Source organism: Roseobacter sp. (assembly GCF_039970775.1).
In the GTDB taxonomy this organism is placed as follows: domain Bacteria; phylum Pseudomonadota; class Alphaproteobacteria; order Rhodobacterales; family Rhodobacteraceae; genus Roseobacter.
On the sequence record NZ_JBDVLG010000052.1, the window covers coordinates 197211 to 210772 of the forward strand.

The 13562-nt window shown below is 60.6% G+C and carries 16 protein-coding genes; 6 read left to right on the forward strand and 10 right to left on the reverse strand.

Features of this window, described 5'->3' with window-relative positions; all coding sequences use genetic code 11:
- Positions 1 to 17: 17 nt before the first annotated feature.
- The 4 genes from ABJH13_RS14790 to ABJH13_RS14805 form a co-directional block, all read right to left on the reverse strand.
- Entirely contained in the window at positions 18 to 470 is a 453-nt protein-coding gene (locus ABJH13_RS14790) for a hypothetical protein (RefSeq protein ID WP_348406987.1), read from the reverse strand.
- 49 nt (positions 471 to 519) lie between these two features.
- A complete protein-coding gene (locus ABJH13_RS14795; protein ID WP_348406988.1) occupies positions 520 to 1353 on the reverse strand; it encodes an arginyltransferase in 834 nt (277 codons plus the stop codon).
- Between the two features lie 69 nt (positions 1354 to 1422).
- The gene (locus tag ABJH13_RS14800) at positions 1423 to 1860 is read right to left on the reverse strand and encodes an RDD family protein (RefSeq protein ID WP_348406989.1); all 438 of its coding nucleotides are present in this window, start codon (positions 1858 to 1860) and stop codon (positions 1423 to 1425) included.
- Positions 1861 to 1922: 62 nt separating this feature from the next.
- The gene (locus ABJH13_RS14805) at positions 1923 to 2321 is read right to left on the reverse strand and encodes a DUF2852 domain-containing protein (RefSeq protein ID WP_348406990.1); all 399 of its coding nucleotides are present in this window, start codon (positions 2319 to 2321) and stop codon (positions 1923 to 1925) included.
- Positions 2322 to 2598: 277 nt separating this feature from the next.
- Between ABJH13_RS14805 and ABJH13_RS14810 the strand changes: the two genes are divergently transcribed.
- The 4 genes from ABJH13_RS14810 to ABJH13_RS14825 all read left to right on the forward strand — a co-directional run bounded on the left by ABJH13_RS14810 (position 2599) and on the right by ABJH13_RS14825 (position 7510).
- Entirely contained in the window at positions 2599 to 5391 is a 2793-nt protein-coding gene (locus ABJH13_RS14810; protein WP_348406991.1) for a glutamine-synthetase adenylyltransferase, read from the forward strand.
- The gene (locus ABJH13_RS14815; RefSeq protein ID WP_348406992.1) at positions 5388 to 5657 is read left to right on the forward strand and encodes a hypothetical protein; all 270 of its coding nucleotides are present in this window, start codon (positions 5388 to 5390) and stop codon (positions 5655 to 5657) included. The genes ABJH13_RS14810 and ABJH13_RS14815 overlap by 4 nt, the downstream gene beginning before the upstream one ends.
- A gap of 77 nt (positions 5658 to 5734) precedes the next feature.
- On the forward strand, positions 5735 to 6958 hold the full coding sequence (locus ABJH13_RS14820) for a class I SAM-dependent methyltransferase (RefSeq protein ID WP_348406993.1): 1224 nt from the start codon (positions 5735 to 5737) through the stop codon (positions 6956 to 6958).
- 3 nt (positions 6959 to 6961) lie between these two features.
- Positions 6962 to 7510 carry a PIN domain-containing protein gene (locus ABJH13_RS14825; protein WP_348406994.1) on the forward strand — a complete coding sequence of 183 codons (549 nt, stop codon included), beginning with the start codon at positions 6962 to 6964 and terminating at the stop codon, positions 7508 to 7510.
- On the opposite strand, the gene ABJH13_RS14830 is transcribed toward ABJH13_RS14825, so the two are convergent.
- The 6 genes from ABJH13_RS14830 to ABJH13_RS14855 all read right to left on the reverse strand — a co-directional run bounded on the left by ABJH13_RS14830 (position 7507) and on the right by ABJH13_RS14855 (position 12434).
- Positions 7507 to 8196, reverse strand: a complete 690-nt coding sequence (locus tag ABJH13_RS14830) for a M48 family metallopeptidase (RefSeq protein WP_348406995.1) — start codon at positions 8194 to 8196, stop codon at positions 7507 to 7509. The two genes, ABJH13_RS14825 and ABJH13_RS14830, sit on opposite strands and share 4 nt — an antisense overlap.
- A gap of 61 nt (positions 8197 to 8257) precedes the next feature.
- Positions 8258 to 9445: a VWA domain-containing protein gene (locus ABJH13_RS14835; RefSeq protein WP_348406996.1), complete on the reverse strand. Its 1188-nt coding sequence runs from the start codon at positions 9443 to 9445 to the stop codon at positions 8258 to 8260.
- Positions 9446 to 9456: 11 nt separating this feature from the next.
- The gene (locus ABJH13_RS14840) at positions 9457 to 9624 is read right to left on the reverse strand and encodes an apolipoprotein acyltransferase (RefSeq protein WP_348406997.1); all 168 of its coding nucleotides are present in this window, start codon (positions 9622 to 9624) and stop codon (positions 9457 to 9459) included.
- Between the two features lie 49 nt (positions 9625 to 9673).
- Complete coding sequence (locus ABJH13_RS14845) at positions 9674 to 11029, reverse strand: DUF2927 domain-containing protein (RefSeq protein WP_348406998.1); 1356 nt, start codon at positions 11027 to 11029, stop codon at positions 9674 to 9676.
- Positions 11026 to 11481, reverse strand: a complete 456-nt coding sequence (locus tag ABJH13_RS14850; protein WP_348406999.1) for a GNAT family N-acetyltransferase — start codon at positions 11479 to 11481, stop codon at positions 11026 to 11028. The genes ABJH13_RS14845 and ABJH13_RS14850 overlap by 4 nt, the downstream gene beginning before the upstream one ends.
- A 113-nt stretch (positions 11482 to 11594) precedes the next feature.
- Positions 11595 to 12434: a MoxR family ATPase gene (locus ABJH13_RS14855; RefSeq protein WP_348407000.1), complete on the reverse strand. Its 840-nt coding sequence runs from the start codon at positions 12432 to 12434 to the stop codon at positions 11595 to 11597.
- A gap of 135 nt (positions 12435 to 12569) precedes the next feature.
- Here ABJH13_RS14855 and dksA point away from each other — a divergent pair, with 135 nt between their 5' ends.
- Together dksA and ABJH13_RS14865 are read left to right on the forward strand one after the other, a co-directional pair.
- A complete protein-coding gene (gene dksA / locus ABJH13_RS14860; RefSeq protein ID WP_348407001.1) occupies positions 12570 to 13025 on the forward strand; it encodes an RNA polymerase-binding protein DksA in 456 nt (151 codons plus the stop codon).
- Positions 13026 to 13101: 76 nt separating this feature from the next.
- Positions 13102 to 13562 (forward strand): FAD-dependent monooxygenase (locus ABJH13_RS14865; protein ID WP_348407002.1); only part of this gene is annotated, 461 nt, incomplete at its 3' end.

Sequence of the window (13562 nt, forward strand, 5' to 3'; positions counted from 1 at the left end):
TCGGTTGAAAATATCCATCATCTCACCGGTCGTGATGTCCAAACCCTCATCGGCGGTCTTGATGGCGCGTAGTGTTGGCCTGTCTGGCGAAACTGCGCGTTAAGCGTTTGCTTTAGGTCGCCGACGCTCAAGCTGGTCCACCCGTCGGGGGTATAGTTGGCCATCGCATTGGTAGAGGTAAAACCACCCTCTGACGCAAAACCAACGACTTGATCGTTTCGGTAAATGGCAGGTGGAACAGGGCGTGCGTTTTGTTTGGCCAGCTGCGCGGCTTGCTCTGCGATCCCTTCGGGCGATTCCATCCATGCGACCGTTGCAAGCGCCTCTTGGATGCGGGACAGCCTCTCTCGATGTTCTGGGGATCCGGGATGGATCTCGCCCTTTAGGGCGTCTGATTTGTCGATCACGTCGAAGGTTGGGGTGTCTTTTGCCGGGGCAGGGGCCAGCCGGATATGTGCGTTGCGGGTCAATGCCGCGCTGGTTGTTGCTGCAGGCCAGACCTCGCCGAACGATCTGATCCTATCGAGGGTGGCCCGAGCGTGTTGGGCGCGTGTCAGGCAGGTGGATATTGGCGACCTGTTCGGCGATTGGATCATTGGATAACGGGTGCGTGTCGGCGCTAAACGCCGCCGGGTCCGTCATCTTTTGCCATTGCCCCGCCACATAAACCTCTAGCCCTGAAAATTTGGCCTTATAGCCCATTTTTTGACTGCCGGGCACCCAATAGCCCAGATACACATAGGGCAAACCGGCCTCTTCGGCGATGTTGATGTGATCGAGGATCATATAAGTGCCCAGTGACCGTTTGGGCGCATCCGGGGTGTAGAACGAGTAGACCATGCTTAGCCCGTCCTCCAACACATCCGTAAGGCTGACACCCGTCAACGCGCCGGTGTCGCGGTTGGTGTACTCCACCACACGGCTGCGGATCGGGGTTTCTTCGATCATGGCGGCAAACTCAAACACGTCCATATCGGCCATGCCCCCCTCGGCGTGGCGACTATCCAGATAGGTGCGGAACAACTCGTATTGGTCCTCCGAGGCCCAAGGCGACGTGGCGCGCCGCTTTAGATCGGCGTTGCGGTTGATGGTCCGGCGTTGGCTGCGCGAGGCCCGGAACGCGGAAATATCGATGCGCGCGCTAAGGCAGGCCGAACATTCTGCACAGGACGGGCGGTAGAGCACATTCTGCGACCGTCGAAACCCCTGCTGTGACAGACTATCGTTCAGCTTGTCGGCCTTTTCACCCTGCAATGCCGTGAACAATTTGCGTTCCATGCGCCCATCCAAATAGGGGCACGGTTGCGGGGCAGTCACGTAAAACTGCGGGGCGATGGGTAGTGTGTGGCGCATGAAAGTCCAATGTTGGTTTTGGACACGATAGCAAGACGACCGCCAGTCGCCAACCGGAAGTTTACATGCCTACCTGTTTGCCGCCCGCCGGTTGATCATCACGGTGCCCATCACCTGATCGCTGAGACCCTGACCCCGTTCAGTGATGGCCATCATAACCATCGAAACCAGCTGCACCGGCGCGATGGCCCAGCTGATCGTGTAGCCCAACGTATGCATGGCCGCGCCGCTGGCCGTCATGCGCCCGCCCGTCGCATCACGCAATTCGATGGCAAACAGCCGCATGCCCCACGTGGCAGACCCCGTGGCGATTGTGATCACCCGGTAGATGGACCCCACCACAAGAAACATCAGCGGAAAGACAAACAGCCCCGTAAACAGCGTAAACGGCAAAATAACGACACAGGCCACAAACGTCAGCACGGCATCGACGACCCAAGCCAACAGGCGTTTGAACGCGACGTCTTTGTAAAAATCAGGTTGGGTTTGTGGGTCGGGAAGCGCCATGTGTCAGGGGTACCTATGTTGCGAAGGGGGCGCGTGCCGGGAGACCCCCGGCACGGTATATGTCAGGCCGCACCCGTATCGGGTTTGTCGTCGCGGTCGATCATGAATTGGTCAAACTCTGCCTTATCTTTTGCCTCGCGCAGCCGCTCAAGGAAAGCCTCAAATTGCTGTTGCTCTTCTTCAAGCCGTTGCAATGTGTTGGCTTTATAGGCGTCAAAGGCGGCATTCCCGCTGGGGCGGGTGGTGGTCATGGGTTTGGATTTTGTGTTGGAGGATGTGAACATACGTTTGCTCCAGATCATGTAAAACAGCATGGCAAGGCCCACGGGCCAGAAAAACACGAGCCCCAAGACCATGGCGGCGATCCATGCGCCTTGGCCTTTGGTATCCAGCCAGTGTTCGGCTCGGGCGAACCAGCCGGCGTGGCTGGAAGGGTGGGAAAGTTGTGCAGCGATGGTCATAGATAATACCTTTCTGGTTTATGGTGTGGGTCCGGGGTGTGCCCGGTAATGTAAATTCGCTTTACATTAAATAGATTGGTGTTCGATCGTGATGTTACAAGGGTATATGTGAATATCATTTACATTTATAGAGATAACACTTTTATATCAAATGATTGAGTTCTAATTATTCGACGCCTTACCCCCGTAACCCGCGCGTTTTCGACCGAAGCCACGGTGGACCGCCCCTGCGTAAAGGGGCTTTGACCGCCGCGGTATATGTGGCAAAGCCGCAGGTATGACATTGGCTGATCATCTTACGCGCTGTCCGCGCGCCTATGACCCCGACCGCGGCGATGACGCGCTTGCGGCGGTCCCTGCGCTTGATCCGGGTGCGCGCGCGTTGGTGCATGGGGCTGCGGGATCCAGCCCCTATTTGGCCGGGCTAATCGCCAAAGAGGCCGGGTGGCTGCCTGCCGCCCTTGATGACCCGGATGCCGCGTTGCGCCGTGAGATCGCCGCCGCACATGCGCAGGGTCCTGATGGGGTGGGCGATGCCCTCAGGCAGGGCAAACGACGGATCGCGCTGCTGACGGCGCTGGCCGATCTGGGGGGCGTCTGGCCGTTGATGCGGGTGACCGCTGCGCTCAGCGATTTTGCGGATGCGGCGTGCGGTGCGGCGTTGCGCGCGGGGCTGGCGCAACAGATCAAACGGGGCAAACTGCCCGGCAAAACGATGGATGATCTGGATGATGCCGCCGGTATGTGCGTGCTTGCTATGGGCAAAATGGGGGCGGGTGAATTAAACTACTCGTCGGACATTGACCTGATCTGCCTGTTCGATGAAACCCGGTTTGACTCCGATGATTTCCACGCGGCGCGGTCCAGTTTTGTGCGCGTCACACGCATGATGACCGCCACGTTAAGCGACCTGACGGGGCAGGGTTATGTGTTTCGCACAGATCTGCGGCTGCGGCCCGACCCGGCCGTGACGCCTGTGTGCATCGCAATGGAAGCCGCCGAACGATACTATGAAAGCCTTGGCCGCACATGGGAACGCGCAGCCTACATCAAGGCCCGTGTCGCGGCTGGCGATCAGGCGGCAGGGCAACGGTTTTTGGCCGGTCTGTCGCCTTTTGTCTGGCGGCGCCACCTGGATTTCGCTGCGATCCAGGATGCCCATGACATGCGCCTCGCGATCCGCGAACACAAAGGTTTGGGCGGCCCCGTGACCCTTCCGGGCCACAACATGAAACTGGGGCGCGGCGGCATCCGCGAGATCGAATTTTTCACCCAAACCCGTCAGTTGATCGCGGGGGGGCGTGACCCAGACCTGCGCATTCGCGGCACATTGGACGGGCTGTGCGCGCTGGCGGACAAAGACTGGGTGCCGCGCGATCTGGCAGATGATCTGGCCGATCACTACACAGCCCACCGCACGGTCGAACACCGGTTGCAGATGGTCAACGACGCCCAAACCCACACCCTGCCACCCACGCCCGAAGGGTTCGACCGGCTGGCCTGCCTGATGGACCGCGACCGCGCCGAACTGGAAGCAGAGCTAACGACCCGCCTGCAAACGGTGCACGATATCATGGAAGGGTTTTTCGCGCCGCAACCCGTGTCTGATACGCCAATGGTCGCGATTGAAAACGACCACGTGGCGCGGTGGCTCAGCTATCCTGCGCTGCGCAGCGAACGCAGCCGGGCGATCTTTGAACGCCTGCGCCCTGACCTGTTGCACCGCCTGTCCCAGACCGCGCGCCCGGACGCGGCAATGCAGGCGTTTGACGGGTTTCTGGCGGGGTTGCCCGCGGGCGTGCAGCTGTTTTCATTGCTCGAAGCAAACCCGCAGCTGACCGATTTGTTGATCGACATCACCGGAACTTCGCCAGAACTGGCGCAGTATCTGTCGCGCAATGCGGGGGTGTTTGATGCGGTGATTGGCGGTGATTTCTTTACCGATTGGCCGGGGCAGGCGGGGTTGGTGTCGTTGCTGCATCACCGGTTGCACGACGCGCTCGACTACGAAGCACAGTTAGATGCGATGCGCCGGTGGGCCAAAGAATGGCACTTTCGCATTGGTGTGCACCTGCTGCGCGGGCTGATTGATGCGCAGACCTCTGGCGCGCAATACGCCGATCTGGCCCGCGCGGTGCTGGTTGTTTTGTGGCCCCGCGTGGTGGCACAATTTGCCAAACGGCACGGGCCCCCGCCGGGGCGGGGGGCTGCGGTTGTGGGCATGGGCTCGCTTGGGGCGGGGCGGTTGAATGCGGGGTCTGACCTTGATCTGATCGTGATCTACGACCCGCAAGGCCAAGAGACCTCTGAGGGCGACAAACCGTTGTCGACCCGGCCCTATTACGCGCGATTGACACAAGCGTTGATTACTGCAGTGACGGCCCCGATGGCGCATGGGCGGCTCTACGAGGTCGATATGCGGTTGCGCCCGTCGGGCAATCAGGGGCCGGTCGCCACCAGTTGGCCTGCGTTTCAAACCTATCAAACAGACCAAGCGTGGGTGTGGGAACATCTGGCGCTGACCCGCGCGCAAGTAATCGTGGGGCCGGCCGACCTGAGCCGCGACATCGAAACATTCCGCCAACGTCTGTTGAGCGCGCCCCGCGTGGCCCCCGAAACCATCGCGGACGTGGCTGATATGTGTGGCCGGATCCGTGCGGCAAAATTGCCCGCAGGTGTGTGGGATGCCAAACAAGGGCCGGGCCGGTTGCAGGAAATCGAACTGTTATCGCAGGCGGGTGCGCTGCTGCGGGGCGACACATCCGGGCAGATAGAAACAGGGCTGGATGCCGCCGCCGCCGCGGGCCTGATGGATCCCGCCTCGGCGCGGTTTTTGGCCGAGTGCCATGCATTTTATGCAACGCTGCACCAGTTGGCGCGGCTCTTATCAGACCATCCGCTAAATGCGGATACTGTGGGGCCGGGGGGGCGTGCGGTGCTGTTGCGCGCCTTGAACGCCGACACGATGGCCACGTTGGAACAGCGGTTGACCGACAGGTATGCCCGTTCGGCGGCACATGTGGATGCGGCATTGGGGCAGGTGCAATTGACACAAGGGACGACGCCATGAAGGGCGATGAAAATGACCCAAAAGGGTTGATATTTGAAGCCTACAGCATTGAAGGCATTGTCAAAAGCGAATGCAGGACGATCTTTCTAGATTGGGCGCTCAGCTTGCCGGTGGAATGTGAAACCGGCCCGGTGTTGCGCATATTGTTGGCGCAATACGGCGCGGCCCACCCCGACCACCCGATGACGCAAGTGATCACCGAAGGCTTGGCAGGCATGACCGCGCCGCGTCGTCGCGGGGGGTGGCGGTCGCGGGCGCGCAACTGATATGCGGTGGCTCGGCTGTGGGCCCCCGCGACATTCTGTTCTTTCGCACGCCGCATGAACAGACTAGAGGGGGCGTTATGACATCTTCTGTACCCTCCCCCGATACCGCCCCTGACGCCCTGCCGGTTGTCCGGCTCAAACCCAAGGCCAATGCACGCGCGATCCGGCGCGGCTTTCCGTGGGTCTATGCTAATGAGGTCGTGACCGACCGGCGCACCAAGGCGCTGGCCCCCGGCACCTTGGCCGTGTTGCAAGACGAAAACCGCACGCCGATGGGTGTGATCGGCGTCAACCCACAGTCAAAAATCATCGGGCGGATGCTCGACATTGATCCCGCCGCGCGGATCGACCAAGCTTGGTTCGAGACGCGATTGGCCAAGGCGCTGGCCTTGCGCGCACTGCTGTTTGACGCGCCCTTCTACCGGTTGATCCACGCCGAGGCCGACGGCCTGCCGGGGGTCATCATCGACCGGTTCGATGATCTGTGTGTGATCCAACCCAATGCGGCCTGGTCTGATGTGCTGCTGGCCCCGTTGGCGGCTGCCGTGCAATCGGTGACGGGCGTGCAGACGATCCTCAAAAACGCCGCTGGCCGGACGCGCACCCTTGAAGGGCTCGATGACGTGTCGGTGGTGTTGGCGGGCACAGCCCCCGATGCGCCGATCCCCGTACCGATGAACGGCGCGACCTATATGGCGGACGTGACGGGCGGGCAAAAGACCGGCCTGTTCTTTGACCAACGCGCCAATCATGCCTTTGCGGCTGGGGTGTCACGCGGCGCGCGTGTGTTGGATGTGTTCAGCCACGTGGGTGGGTTTTCACTGGCGGCTTTGGCGGCGGGGGCCACGCAGGCGTTGGCTGTCGACGGCGCGCAACCTGCGCTTGATCTGGCCCGTGCGGGAGCAGAGGCCATGGGCGCTGCCGATAGGTTTGACACCCGTCAGGGCGATGCGTTTGACGTGCTGACGGCATTGGGGGCCGAGGGCGCGCAGTTCGATGTGGTCGTCTGTGATCCGCCGGCTTTTGCCCCGGCGCGGCCTGCGGTTGATGCGGGGTTGCGCGCATACGAACGGGTGGCGCGGCTGGCGGCACCGCTGGTGGCTGAAAACGGTATCCTTGTTGTGTGTTCGTGTTCCCATGCCGTCGATCTGGCCGCGTTTCGCGGCGCCAGCGTGCGCGGCATTGGCCGGGCCGGGCGGCAGGCGGCGTTGATCCACACGGGCTTTGCCGGGCCGGACCATCCGCAACTGCCGCAACTGGCCGAAAGCGGATATCTAAAGTCGCTGTTTTTCCGGCTGTAGCGTATGAAAATCACCGTCGACACCTGTGTTCTCTATCCCACCGTCATGCGCGAGATAGTGTTGGGTGTCGCGGCGACCGGCGCGTTTGAACCGGTCTGGTCGGCGCGCATCCTAGAAGAATGGGCGCGCGCGGCGATCAAGCTGGGGCCCGATGGTGCATTGCAAGCGCGCAGCGAAATCGCCCTGTTGCGTGCGGCGTGGCCTGCGGCCGAAACACCCGCCGCGCCCCATGTAGAACAACGTCTGTGGTTGCCGGACCCTCATGACATTCACGTGCTGGCCACGGCCGTTTCTACATCAAGCGATGCGATCATGACCCTGAACGCAAAAGATTTCCCCAAAGGCACCTTGGCCGAAGAAGGCCTACGACGGCTGCCCCCGGATGAATTTCTGTACACACAGTGGTGCGCAGCCCCTGACGCGGTGGCCGAAGTGGCCGCACGTGTTCTGGATCAGGCACAACGGTTGTCGGGCAAGGGGTGGGATATGCGTGCGTTGCTGAAAAAAGCGCGGTTGCCGCGGCTTGCCAAGGCACTGGCATCACGCGGTTAATCCGCGATTGTCCATTTCGTTTCAAGGGCGCGCAGGGCGGCAATGCGGTCGTCGGTTTTGGGATGGCTCATAAGCCACGCGGGCGCGGTGCCGCCGTTGGTTTGGGTCAAGGCCTCTAGCTTTTCAAACAGGCTGATCTGGGGGGCGAGCCCAATCCCCGATTTGGTCAGCAAGGCCGCGGCATAGGCATCAGCCTCGTATTCATCTGACCGCGACAGCCGCGCGGCCAGCAGGCTGGTCAACATGCCCGCGATCCATGGGCCAACGCCGGGAATGAACCGCCCAATCACCATCGCCAGTGCGGTGCGCAGCGCGTTCTGGCCCGAAAAATCGATCATCCGTCGCCGGGAATGGCCTAAGGCCACATGCCCCATCTCATGGGCGATCACGCTGGCGATTTCTTCGCCCGACACCTCGCCGCTGCGGAATTTATTGTAAAATCCACGGGTGATGAAAATGCGCCCGTCAGGGGCGGCCAGCCCGTTCACCGGCGCGATTTCGTAGATGTGCACGCGAATGCGCGGCAATTCCAGCGCGGCGGCCATCCGGTCCATCAAGGTTTTGAGCTTTGGGTCCGCCAGTTCGGTGGATTGTCCATCCAGCTGTTTGGCCGTCCGCCATGCGGAAAACCGGTACATCACAACACCGTACACGACGGCCAGCAAGATGGGCATAAACTTGATCATGCGCTAAATATGGGGGCAACGCCGGGCGGGGGCAAGCGCAAGCGCCCGTTTTTGGCCTGCTTTACCGGCTGAGGTGCTTCATCCCACGTTCGATCCCCGACAGGGTCAAGGGCACCATGGCGTCAGGGCCCAACAGCTCTTGAACCATCGCGATCGACTGGGTGTAGCGCCAGTGGTGTTCGGGCACCGGGTTGATCCACAACGTCGCTGGCCATTGATCACGCAGGCGCGCCAGCCATGTGGCGCCGCTCTCGGCGTTCCAATGTTCGGAGGCGCCGCCGGGGTAGGCTATTTCATAGGGTGACATCGACGCATCCCCCATGAAAATACATTTGTAATCAGACCCGTAGGTGCGCAGCACGTCATGGGTGGGGATCTGCGCATCCCACCTGCGCCGGTTGTCCCGCCACAGCCCTTCGTAGACGCAATTGTGGAAATAGTAATATTCCATGTGCTTGAATTCGGCGCGCGCGGCGGAAAATAGCTCTTCAACCATCTTCACATGCGGATCCATCGACCCGCCCACATCCAAAAACAGCAAGACCTTGACGGCATTGCGCCGTTCGGGCCGGGTTTTCACATCCAGATAGCCGTTTTCGGCGGTGGCACGAATGGTGCCGCCTAGATCCAATTCGTCATGTGCGCCGTCCCGCGCCCAACGACGCAACCGTTTCAGCGCGACTTTGATGTTGCGGGTGCCCAGTTCAACGGTGTCATCCAGATTGCGAAATTCGCGTTTGTCCCAGACTTTGGTGGCGCGCTGGTGGCGCGACTGGTCTTGGCCGATGCGCACGCCTTCGGGGTTGTAGCCATAGGCGCCAAAGGGCGACGTACCTGCGGTGCCTACCCATTTGTTGCCACCCTGATGCCGGCCTTTTTGTTCTTCGAGACGTTTTTTCAACGTCTCCATCAGCTTGTCAAAACCGCCCAACGCGTCGATTTCGGCTTTTTCCTCGGCGGTCAGATGTTTTTCCGCCATCTTTTCCAGCCAGTCGCGCGGGATATCGACGGCATCTAACACCTGCGCGTCGGGGATATGTTCTAGCCCCGCAAACGTCGCGGCAAAGGCGCGGTCGAATTTATCAATGTTGCGTTCGTCTTTGACCAGCGTCAGCCGGGCCAGATAATAAAATGCATCCACGTCGTAGGTCGCAAGCCCCGCTTGCAGCCCTTCGAGAAACGCCAGAAATTCGCGCAACGAAACAGGCACGGCATGATGGCGCAACGTATCGAAAAACGGCAAAAACATGGGGCGCAGACCTATAGCAAAATGCGGTGTACCACGATGGTTGTGATCATGCCGACAATCATAAAGGCCAATGCGTAGGCTGTCGCGTATTGCGCAATGTCCTTTTTATTGCCCTTGCGGCGGGCGGCGTTGAACCCGCCCAAAAGCGCGCCGAAGATGGCAGCAGTGATAACGATCATGCGGTCCTCATTTTGTTTGGGTGGCGCGAACCGCGCGGCAAAGCAACGATCAGGCCGGGGGGGATGCGGGGGGCAACGATGAAATCTCGCTTTGTTTCGCCCTGACCGCCCAATCTGGCCCGAACCCGTAGCGTGCCCACCCCAGACTGTCCAGACGCGTGGCCCGCGCGTCGATGTCGCGGCCCACAAGGGTAAGGGCTTCGGCCTGCATCAGCTGCAAGGTGGCCAGAAGGGCTGCGTTTTGGGCCCGGCGGGCAGGGGCCAGGTAGGGCGTGATCAATTGCAATGCGCCGTCTCCATCGCCCTCAACCAGCGCGTAGGCGGCCAGTTGGGTGGCGACATAGGCGCGGTGCAATTGGGTCGTGGGGGACCGGGCGTAGATTTCGTCGGCGGCCAGATATGCCTGACGTGCGACCAACGGCTGAGACTGTTGCAACACGCGCCCGCGCGCATATTGCGTAAAGGCCAGACGGTGGTCTGTCCATCCTTCACGCTGGGCGATGGTCAGCGCGGTATTGGCCGCGGTGCTCCGGGCTGTGCGGCTGGCGCCGGGGCCAAGGGTCGTCTGGATCGCCGTTTGCCAAGCGTGCGGCGTGGCAGAGGCGGGCGTGCCGATGCGCCCTTGGCCGGCGGGGTTGATGCGGGCCATAATCGCAGGCAGGCGGCGGGCGACCGCGTCTTTGGACATCCCTGACCTCAATTCGGGGGCGTATGTTGCGCGTAGCATCAGCATGTCGAAATGGGTCAGGATCGTGTGCACATTGTCGTCGTTAAACACCGAATAGGGCAGCCGGTAGAGGTCATTCAACGGCCCCAGCGCCTGTGCCAGTTCTTCGTGCAGGCAGTCGCGAGTTTCTTGCGGGCTGGAGTCGCGTGGGACAAAGATCGCGATGTGGGTGCGGGTTTCCAGCAGGGTCCAGTTGGTGCGCGGGGTGCGGCGCGCCCGCCGGTAATCCTTGAGCGAGCTGACATTGGGGGCGACAAAACACGCCGCTTGCGGCAGCACCCGGCGGATTTCGGCACGCGACACGGCCTGAATGGTAATGCTGGCGTCGGCCTGCGTGGTTGTGGTGATGGGGATGCCGGCCTCGGTGCGAAACCGGTCCAGCAATGCGCTAAGATCGGCTTCTAGCGTAGGGGGCGGCGTGCCCGTCACGCGCAGGGTCACGGGGCCTTCAAACCGGGTGAACACCGGCAGGGCGCGCCCGCTTTCGAGCTCAAACGTCAGGTCCAGAAAATCGCGGGCCAGATCGCTGTTGGCAAACACGGTTTGTGGCACCCGCGCAGGGCCAAAGGTTTTCATCGGGGGCAGGGTGCTGTCTGCGATCACCGCCGGGGCGTTGCTTTGAGAAATCGGCACGCAGGCGTTCAACACCATCAGCAGTAGGAAGGCCCAGCGGTTCACGGCCGGGCGTATTTGATAAAGGGCGTTTTGACGCCTATCCGGTCGTATAGTTTCCGCGCCGTGGCGTTGAAATCTTGGGTCAACCAATACACCCCCGGCGCGCCCGCGGTGTCGGCCGCTGCATAGACCGCCTCTATCAGCGCCCGCCCAACCCCTTGACCACGCACCGCCGGGTCGGCGTAGAGGTCCTGCAAATAACAGACGTTTTCGTCGGACCATCCATGGCGATGAAACAGGAAATGGGTCAAGCCAACCAACCGGCCATCCACTTGGGCCACCAGCGCGGTAAAATCTTGCGGGTCATCGCCCAGCAACCGGTCAAAATAGAGATCAAAATGCGCCGTAGGGCGTGATGTTTCGTAATACGCCAAATAGGCGGTCCAAAGTGCGGCCCACTGGGTTTTGTCGTCCGCGCGCAACGGTCGCACGGAAACACGCGAATGCTGTGTCATAGGGTGTGTCTGCCTTACTGCCCACGCCCGCGATCATTGGTGCCACAGGTCGTGCTGATGCTATCCTGCCGCCCCCACGGCTGTGTGTCAAACGAGAACGGGGCAGTGGGGCGTCATCGTCCGCTGCGCGCCAGAAAGGCCAGCCGTTCAAACAGGTGCACGTCTTGTTCGTTTTTCAGCAGGGCACCGTGCAGTTTCGGCAGTGCATTTGCGCCAGAGGTCTTGAGATCTTCGGGGCTGAGATCTTCGGCCAACAGCAGTTTCAGCCAGTCCAACACTTCTGACGTGGAGGGTTTCTTCTTGAGGCCCGCCTGATCGCGGATGTCGTAGAATTGCGTCAATGCGGTGGTCAGCAGCGCGTCTTTGATACCGGGGAAATGCACCTCGACGATCTGGCGCAGGGTCTCCATGTCGGGGAACTGAATATAGTGGAAAAAGCAGCGGCGCAGAAACGCGTCTGGTAGTTCTTTTTCATTGTTCGACGTGATGATCACAACGGGGCGGTGACGCGCGCGGATGGTTTCGCCGGTCTCGTAGACGTAAAATTCCATCTTATCGAGTTCCTGCAACAGGTCGTTTGGAAACTCGATATCGGCCTTGTCGATTTCATCGATCAACAGCACGACCTTTTGATCGGCGGTGAACGCCTCCCATAATTTGCCCTTGCGGATGTAATTGGCCACGTCGTGCACACGATCTTCGCCCAATTGGCTGTCACGCAACCGGCTGACGGCGTCGTATTCGTACAGGCCTTGCTGGGCTCGGGTTGTGGATTTTATGTTCCACTCAATCATAGGAAGATTGAGCGCCGTGCTGACCTGACGCGCAAGTTCCGTCTTGCCAGTGCCCGGTTCGCCCTTAACCAAAAGCGGACGTTCCAATGTGACGGCGGCGTTAACCGCGATTGTCAGGTCATCCGTGGCGATATAGTCGGCGGTTCCTTGGAATTTCATGGCATGTCAACCCTTTGTGGCGCGCGGCGTCAGGATTGTTTTACCCGTATTTCGTGAGGATTGTGTAGTGACAATCGGCATCACCTAGGATAGATCGAAGGCATGGGGGGCTCTTGGCCTAGGGACAAGTAGCGAATGACAGACGTTAGCCACGTTGAGGGGAAGCAAATGAAACAGGAACTGTTTCTGCCGGATGATTATCGCCCTGCTGAGGACGAACCATTCATGAATGACCGTCAGGTCGAATATTTCCGCCGGAAGTTGCTCACTTGGCGATCTGAACTGCTTGCGGGCTCCAAGGACACCATTGAAGGGTTGCAAGACGGCACCCGGAATATCCCCGATGTGGCCGACCGCGCATCCGAAGAAACGGACCGTGCGCTGGAACTGCGAACGCGGGACCGGCAGCGTAAATTGGTTAGCAAGATCGACAGCGCAATGCGCCGCATCGACGAAGGCGAATTTGGGTATTGCTCCGTGACCGGCGAGCCGATCTCGCTGAAACGTCTGGATGCGCGCCCGATTGCCACCATGAGCCTTGAGGCGCAAGAACGCCACGAGCGCCGCGAAAAAGTGCACCGTGACGATTGATTGCGGACGATTGACTATGGTCGATTACAAAAACGTCGGAGCCTAGGCTTCGGCGTTTTTTGCTTGAGGGGACAGTATGATTGAAACAGCGAGTGTGATCGGCGCGGGGATCGGCGGGTTGGCCTGTGCCATCGCGCTGGCGCACAAGGGCGTCGCGGTGACGATCTACGAACAGGCCTCTGAGATCGTCGAGGTCGGCGCAGGGCTTCAGGTGAGCCCAAACGGTTTGGTTGTGTTGCGTGCATTGGGGGTTGATGGCCCGTTGATGCGCACGGGGGCTATGATCGCCAAATCGGTTGTGTTGGCCGACTACAAAGCAGGCGTCGAAGTCGCGCGGTTGGATCTGACGCGGATGGCGGGGCGACCGTATCTTTTTGCGCACCGGCACGATCTGGTGACCAGTTTGATGCAGGTGGCGGTGGATGCGGGCGTGGTGCTGCGGTTGGGGCAGCGGGTTGAGACGATCCACCCCGGTGATACGCCGCGGATGTGTTTGGCGTCTGGGGAAGAGGTGCAGACACAGGCCGTTGTGTGTGC

Excerpts from the sequence above, each read along its gene's own strand:
- ABJH13_RS14795 (WP_348406988.1), bottom strand. The coding sequence starts at position 1,353 with ATGCGCCACACACTACCCATCGCCCCGCAGTTTTACGTGACTGCCCCG.
- ABJH13_RS14800 (WP_348406989.1), bottom strand. The coding sequence starts at position 1,860 with ATGGCGCTTCCCGACCCACAAACCCAACCTGATTTTTACAAAGACGTC.
- ABJH13_RS14805 (WP_348406990.1), bottom strand. The coding sequence starts at position 2,321 with ATGACCATCGCTGCACAACTTTCCCACCCTTCCAGCCACGCCGGCTGG.
- ABJH13_RS14810 (WP_348406991.1), top strand. The coding sequence starts at position 2,599 with ATGACATTGGCTGATCATCTTACGCGCTGTCCGCGCGCCTATGACCCC.
- ABJH13_RS14815 (WP_348406992.1), top strand. The coding sequence starts at position 5,388 with ATGAAGGGCGATGAAAATGACCCAAAAGGGTTGATATTTGAAGCCTAC.
- ABJH13_RS14820 (WP_348406993.1), top strand. The coding sequence starts at position 5,735 with ATGACATCTTCTGTACCCTCCCCCGATACCGCCCCTGACGCCCTGCCG.
- ABJH13_RS14825 (WP_348406994.1), top strand. The coding sequence starts at position 6,962 with ATGAAAATCACCGTCGACACCTGTGTTCTCTATCCCACCGTCATGCGC.
- ABJH13_RS14830 (WP_348406995.1), bottom strand. The coding sequence starts at position 8,196 with ATGATCAAGTTTATGCCCATCTTGCTGGCCGTCGTGTACGGTGTTGTG.
- ABJH13_RS14835 (WP_348406996.1), bottom strand. The coding sequence starts at position 9,445 with ATGTTTTTGCCGTTTTTCGATACGTTGCGCCATCATGCCGTGCCTGTT.
- ABJH13_RS14840 (WP_348406997.1), bottom strand. The coding sequence starts at position 9,624 with ATGATCGTTATCACTGCTGCCATCTTCGGCGCGCTTTTGGGCGGGTTC.
- ABJH13_RS14850 (WP_348406999.1), bottom strand. The coding sequence starts at position 11,481 with ATGACACAGCATTCGCGTGTTTCCGTGCGACCGTTGCGCGCGGACGAC.
- ABJH13_RS14855 (WP_348407000.1), bottom strand. The coding sequence starts at position 12,434 with ATGAAATTCCAAGGAACCGCCGACTATATCGCCACGGATGACCTGACA.
- dksA (WP_348407001.1), top strand. The coding sequence starts at position 12,570 with ATGACAGACGTTAGCCACGTTGAGGGGAAGCAAATGAAACAGGAACTG.